This is a genomic window from Paenibacillus sp. Aloe-11, assembly GCF_000245715.1.
In the GTDB taxonomy this organism is placed as follows: Bacteria; Bacillota; Bacilli; order Paenibacillales; family Paenibacillaceae; genus Paenibacillus; species Paenibacillus kribbensis.
The window spans coordinates 1-6,670 of the sequence record NZ_JH601044.1 but is presented as its reverse complement, the minus strand read 5'-3'; the positions used below and the strand labels follow the sequence as shown (position 1 = coordinate 6,670).

General features: G+C 36.6%; 5 protein-coding genes and 1 pseudogene. 3 read left to right on the top strand and 3 right to left on the bottom strand.

The window, feature by feature from the left end; translation table 11 throughout:
* Positions 1 to 327: pseudogene (locus tag WG8_RS27310) on the top strand (SPRY domain-containing protein); the annotation flags it as partial.
* Between the two features lie 174 nt (positions 328 to 501).
* Positions 502 to 1,362 carry a ran-binding protein 10 gene (locus WG8_RS02650; protein WP_043890714.1) on the top strand — a complete coding sequence of 287 codons (861 nt, stop codon included), beginning with the start codon at positions 502 to 504 and terminating at the stop codon, positions 1,360 to 1,362.
* A 267-nt stretch (positions 1,363 to 1,629) separates the two neighbouring features.
* On the opposite strand, the gene WG8_RS02645 is transcribed toward WG8_RS02650, so the two are convergent.
* The 3 genes from WG8_RS02645 to WG8_RS02635 form a co-directional block, all read right to left on the bottom strand.
* Positions 1,630 to 2,685: an acyltransferase family protein gene (locus tag WG8_RS02645; RefSeq protein ID WP_043890713.1), complete on the bottom strand. Its 1,056-nt coding sequence runs from the start codon at positions 2,683 to 2,685 to the stop codon at positions 1,630 to 1,632.
* A gap of 272 nt (positions 2,686 to 2,957) precedes the next feature.
* Complete coding sequence (locus WG8_RS02640) at positions 2,958 to 3,839, bottom strand: glycosyltransferase family 2 protein (RefSeq protein WP_007428527.1); 882 nt, start codon at positions 3,837 to 3,839, stop codon at positions 2,958 to 2,960.
* Between the two features lie 355 nt (positions 3,840 to 4,194).
* Positions 4,195 to 5,424 carry a Kelch repeat-containing protein gene (locus WG8_RS02635; protein ID WP_043890712.1) on the bottom strand — a complete coding sequence of 410 codons (1,230 nt, stop codon included), beginning with the start codon at positions 5,422 to 5,424 and terminating at the stop codon, positions 4,195 to 4,197.
* A gap of 428 nt (positions 5,425 to 5,852) precedes the next feature.
* Between WG8_RS02635 and WG8_RS02630 the strand changes: the two genes are divergently transcribed.
* Positions 5,853 to 6,670, top strand: an 818-nt coding sequence (locus tag WG8_RS02630) for a hypothetical protein (protein WP_052310844.1), incomplete at its 3' end; no start/stop codon positions are given.

Sequence of the window (6,670 nt, the reverse complement as noted above, 5' to 3'; positions counted from 1 at the left end):
TCGTCTACTACACCTGGTTCGTCTACTACACCTGTCGTCTACTACACCTGGTTCGTCTACTACGCCTGGTTCGTCGGATACAGATGGGTCCTCACAGCTATTCTGACTGTTACAATGGACAATGGCTTTGATAAGGAATTCGATTTAAGTAAAAAAGAACTGAATGCCTTTATCGCTTGGTATGACGCAAAGGATGCTGGTAGAGGTGCTTCATTTTTTTCCATTGATAAACATTCCAATAACAAGGGCCCATTCAGTAATCGAAAAGATTACGTAATTTTCAACAAAATTCTTACATTTGAAGTAAGCGAGTATTCAACTAAATAAACAACAAGAAGGACTCTATCCGGCTAAAATACCAGTGGAGTCCTCGTTATATTTACCCCAAATTCACACTTTTTCCGGATGAAATATGGACGGTCAAATCTTTATGGATTCCAAACAATCCTTTTTTCGCTTTTGTATAATTACTTAACAAATACAATAAAAAGGGAATTTACGATGAGAAAACTATTACCGATTCTACTTTCTTTATTCTTTCTTCCTTGGTTCGCACAAATAACACATGCTGCGACATCAGAAGCAACTAACTTAATACCTAAGATGACATCAGATAGCAGCCCTTCAGGTAAAGTCACCTATAGTGCCGCATACAATGGCCTCGAAGGATATAAAGCGTTTGATGGAAAAGCGAACTATAGCACAGCTGGAAATTATACCGCTTGGGGCACACCGCCTAAGGACGGGTGGCTTGCTTATGAGTTTCCAAATCCAAAAATTGTTACCAAATATGTTCTTTATTACGCAGGATACTCTACTAGCAATCCACCAGATGCTGGTAAGGATATGCCTAATACTTGGACTTTTGAGGGGTCTAATAATGGATTGAGTTGGACCGTTCTTGATAATAAAACGAATTATATTTTCACTACTGGTGCTAATGAGTTTTCACTTAATAATAAAGATCAATTTAAATTTTATAAAATAAATATTACTAATAATAATGGAGCAACTGGTAAAAATGTCAATCTATCCATTCATGAAATGGAAATGTGGGGTTATGCCACCTCTGAAGTAACACCCGATCCAGTGGAACCCTCATCAGAACCAGAACAACCAACTGGCGACCGTGCTATTCTAACTGTAACTATGGACAATGGCTTGGATAAGGAATTCGATTTAAGCAAAAAAGAATTGAGTGCATTCATCGCTTGGTATGACGCTAAAGATGCTGGCAGAGGTGCTTCATTCTTTGCCATTGACAAACACAATAACAACAAAGGTCCTTTCAGCAACCGTAAGGACTACGTTATCTTTAACAAAATACTCACGTTTGAAGTAAGCGAGTATTCAACTAAATAAACAATTGGAAATGACTTCATATCGGCTTACATACCAATGAAGTCCTTCTTTATATTCACTCCAAGCCCAATAATCACGCCTTAATTGATACAGGATACTGCACTTTCTTATACCTAAGGATGTCAAACGTTTTAAAAATCCCCATTCCAACAAAAGACACAGCTTCCAAAAAGCTTGGAGGCTGTGCTTGAGTACACAAAATGATCTCAATCGGGTGTTCGTAAAGGACTGTTCCATAGTCTTTTCAATCAGCTAGCAACAAGAAACCTATACCTGACCCCCAACTTTGCTTGTACTTATATCAATACCTTTAGTGTACACTTTGTTGTTAATAAGACCAATAATGCTGTTAACGATAATAGAGGTAAGTACCGTTAACAACGCTAACCACAACAAGATCAAAATAGATACTTTAGGGAGAAAAACGATACTCTGAAAATAATAATAACAAAAAAAGGTATGGGTTAACCAAATATTCATCGAGTTCTTACCTAAGTAGGCAAAAACTCTTGACAGTTTTAATTTGCTCATCAAATGAATGCTAACAAGGATAAATAATGGAGCGATTATGATATCAATCGTTGTCTTCTCAAACAATTGACTAGTAGTACGAAAGCGAAATAGCACTACAATGATGATCATATCAAATATAATGTTATTGAATACGATGGAATCATAAATTTTACCAATCCATGAATATAATTTATATTTAGCAAAGAACAACCCTATCATGAACGGCAATTGCCAATACATAATACTGTAATAATTTCCTTGTGAATATGAATTATAAAAAACAAGACCGGCAATCAATAGAGTTACCCATGCATTACGTTGAAAAGCCTGGAAGGTAACTGGAAAAATGAGCAGTAACAGAATGTAATCATACAAAAACCACCACTCACCGTTATATGAGCTCGATAATGCTATAAAATTCCGCAAAAAATCCATTATCGAATTATTTTGAAATCTGTCGGAATTTCCAAAGAAATATAACCCCACAGGAATGAAAAGCAGAAACACAATCCAGTAATTAATCATTATCTTTTTTAATCTTGAGTAGCTTTTTTGCATTAAATGATCTGGGCTTTGAACATTGCTTTTATATAATCCATAACCACTTAAAAATAAAAAAATAGATATTGCTATTTGACCAAAATGCCCTACATAGAACTCCCCTCGCTCATGAAATAAACTAAATAACGAAACATAGTCATACTTTATTCTGTCAGGAAAAGCAAAGAGATGATGAATCAAAAGCAGTATTACAGCAATACCTTTTGCAATATTTGTTTCTGTAAGCTTTAATTCCCTGTCATAGTGCACAAAATATCCCCTTTTCTAGTTGTAATTGAATAGAGATATATTAGCACAAACAAAAGTTATAAAATATTATTTTGTTAAGAACAGTGACTTATTTCCTTCCGCAGATAAAAGCAAAGTCATTAATCTTGTAGACAAAAGAATTTCCTGTCAAGCACGAAAAACGCTCATTCAACAAAAAATCACGGCCTCCAATAAGCTTGGAAGCCGCGCTGTGCTTACGTTTGTAAAGATGGTTCATTTCATGCTTTCGGATTCTACTGGAACCTTTGTTATTAATATGGAATCTTAGAAATGCACCGTGAAAAAGCCATGTTTAATAGTTCCTGATTGTAAACCAGATACTTACGGTTTTGATCCAGCACCCAATTCGCAAATCCCAAAGCTCTAACGTAACTATTGTAATCATTTGTATTTACATTAAACTGAAGAATATCCACCATAATCTGATTTTCTTCATCTGATAATTCCAAGCCCATCTGACTAAACTGTCTTTGTCGAATTCTCCGGGCAATAACGTCTTGTATTACCCTGTGCTGATTGGACACTTGTCCTTTATGTTGACGATAATACAATAAATTTATAGGAAGGTTAGCCATTTGTATTTGAGGCGCTAATCGGTTCCACAGCTCATAGTCTTCCGCATGAGGATAATTACTATCATACTGGATGCCTAGCCGATGAATCATGCTATTGCGTATTATTGTAGCAGGATGGCAGATGCAGCAATGAAAGAGCAACCATGTTCTAATTTCTTCATGACTGGCTGGATTAAATCTAGTCACTCCTCCTATTGAAGTAGTATAAGCACTACCGCATAGATCAATCGAGGGGTTTTGATCCATAAAAGATATTTGCACAGCTAGCCGATCTGGCGTAGAAATATCATCACTATCCATTCGAACGATGTAATCGCCTGTTGCCATATTTAAACCTTCGTTTAGCGTGGCTACCAACCCTCTATTTGGACTATGGAAGATCTTAATTACCCTGGGATCTGTTATTTGTGAAATAAGATGAGCAGATCCATCTGTGGAACCATCATCAATCAGAATTAATTCGAAATCCAAATAGGTTTGAATTAATATACTGTGTATCGCCTCCAAAACAAATGCCGCATTATTATAAACTGGCAGTATAACTGAAGCTCGTGGCATAAAAATCCCCCTCTAGTTAGTAATTTTATAACGATCGATTTTAGTATTTGTGAGAAAAAGTCTCTACGCATTAGCGAAAGATAACTACAAATATTATTAGACACGCTACAATATATGTATTTGGACTACTGGTAGACAGGACTAATCGGTAACAAAAAAGCGCGGCCTCCAAAAAGCTTGGAAGCCGCGCTGTGCTTACGATTGTAAGGATGCTGGTGAAGGGAATTGAACCCCCCGGGCTACACATTACGAGTGTGTCGAAATAGAGTTTTGATAGGTTTTACAAGGCTCCTATATATAGCCTATCCACAATAAATAAGGTTCCGTCAGGTATTACAGATATCCGTATTTCGCTTTATTTAGAGTATTCGCTTACTTCAAACGTAAGTATCCGATCAAACAGCATGTAGTCCTTGCGGCCGCTGAATGGGCCTTTATTGTTGTCATGCTTGTTAATGGCAAAGAATGAAGCACCTCTACCAGCATCTTTAGCATCATACCAGGCAATAAAGTCATTGACCTCTTTCATGCTTAGGTCAAACTCTTTTTCAAGGCCGGTTGTCATAGTGACTACCAAAATTGCACGATTACCCACTGGGTTATCGGGTTGAGAGGTGCCTGGATCTTCCGGTTGACTTGGAGACATGTCGTTATCACCAAGGGTATATTTCTCAAAGACTGAAAAATAAATTGATTTATTAGATCCACCCGCAACATATATTGCATTATTCAAGCTAACTGCCGACAAGAAGCCCCTTGCAGTTGGCATACTAGGTACTTTAGACCAAGTGTCTGTTTTTGGATTGTATTTTTCAACTTCAGCTGTTCCCGGTCCGCTTAATGTAGCAGTGTCTGTATTACCTCCAATAACATATATTTCATTATTTAGTACTGCAGCTGCCAACCCCATACGTGGAGTTGACATCGGTGACTTTGTTGTCCAGGTATTGGTCTGAGGATCATACTCTTCAATAGAAGAGAGTATCCCTTTTGATTCGTTAATACCACCTATTACATACACCTTTCCATTTACTAATGCAGATGTAGTGTATCTACGAGGATTGGATAAACGAGCCTTCTCTGTCCACATGTTGGTACTTGGGTCATACTCGTAAACCATGTCAGATGAATCGGTATACTTGGTGAATCCACCAATTACAAGAAGCTTTCCATTTACAAATTGAGAAGCATAACCAGCCACATCATTAGGGAATGCTTTTCCTTGTTTCCACTCATTTGTTACTGTATCGTAAATATCCAGTTTTTTATTTATAGGCTCGCCACCTGTAATATATATCTTTCCATCATATACAGCAGCGCTTACCGTTCCTCTCACTGTTGGCAGTTTCCCCTTTTGCGTCCATGTTTTAGTTGCAGTATCATAAACGTCAATTGTGTCGTAGAATTTATTCTGATCGTGCCCCCCTATCGAATAAATCTTTCCATTAACATTTACCAGGTTTACCCTGTCGATCTTTTTTGTTAAATTAGTCTCGTTAGTCCAAACATTTTGATCAGCAAATATTTGTGTTTCTGTCGAGAAAAAAGCTATCAAAATTGTGAAAAGTATAAGAATTCGTTTCAAGTTCTATTTCCCCTTTATATTTTGTACTCATAAGATATCCAAATTTTATACAATACGTCTAAACATTAATTTGCTGATCTATAAATATAATCTATATATTTGCATTTTTTATTTTTTATTAGGTATGAAAAAGACTCTACAAATCCAACACCAGTAGAGTCTCTTATCCTTATTTAACAATAAACCTTACCCTTGTTCCATCTGCATACTTATTTAATTCATCCTGCTAAAAAAAGTAGAATGCCCTTAGAAGATGTTGTCGCAAAACAAATAAGAATCTCAAGTTATATAACAGCATATTCTTATTACTCCAATAATTTAAATCCAAAATTAAACTTATAATTGAATATATACAAGTTATTGTTTGGACATGTATATCATAATAACAGTATTCTATCTTAGCAAATAAATAATAAAGGAGAATATATGTGAGAATTTTCAAGAAAATATTTGTTTCCGGGTTACTGAGTCTATTGTTATTCCTAAGTGTAAACCAAAGCATTATTTTTGCTGCGTCAGTTGGTGACACTCTTGATGAACCAGAAACTGGGTGGACTCGTTATAATTATAATGATGCGAATATTACGTACCTCGGAGGAAAGTGGTTCAAAGATACTTCAGGGCCAAAAACTTGGAATTCACCATGGGAACGCTATGGAACTTCCCTCAAATTTAATTTTACGGGAACTAAATTGAGATTTATATCTACCACATGGGGCTCAGGTTCAACTAGTATTGATGTTTTAATAGACGGTGTTAAAGTTGATAATTTTTCACTGAGTGGTAAACAGTCAGATCAGCATAAAATTATGTATGAGAAATTAGGACTAGCTCAAGGAGAACACTCTGTAGAATTTGTGAACAATACAAATAGTTATATATTTATTCATTCAATTGATACGGATGGTCCGCTGAAGCCTTTCAATTTAATCAAAAGCGGGTCACAACCTGGAACTCAACAACCCGGAACCGAACAACCTGGAACCCAACAACCTGGAACTCAACAACCCGGAACCCAACAACCTGGAACCCAACAACCTGGAACCCAACAACCTGGAACTCAACAACCCGGAACCGAACAACCCGGAACTCAACAACCAGCACAACCAACTGGTGACCGCGCTATTCTGACTGTAACGATGGACAATGGTTTTGATAAAGAATTTGATCTAAGTAAAAAGGAACTAAATGCATTCATTGCTTGGTATGACGCTAAAGATGCTGGTAGAGGCGCTTCATTCTTTGC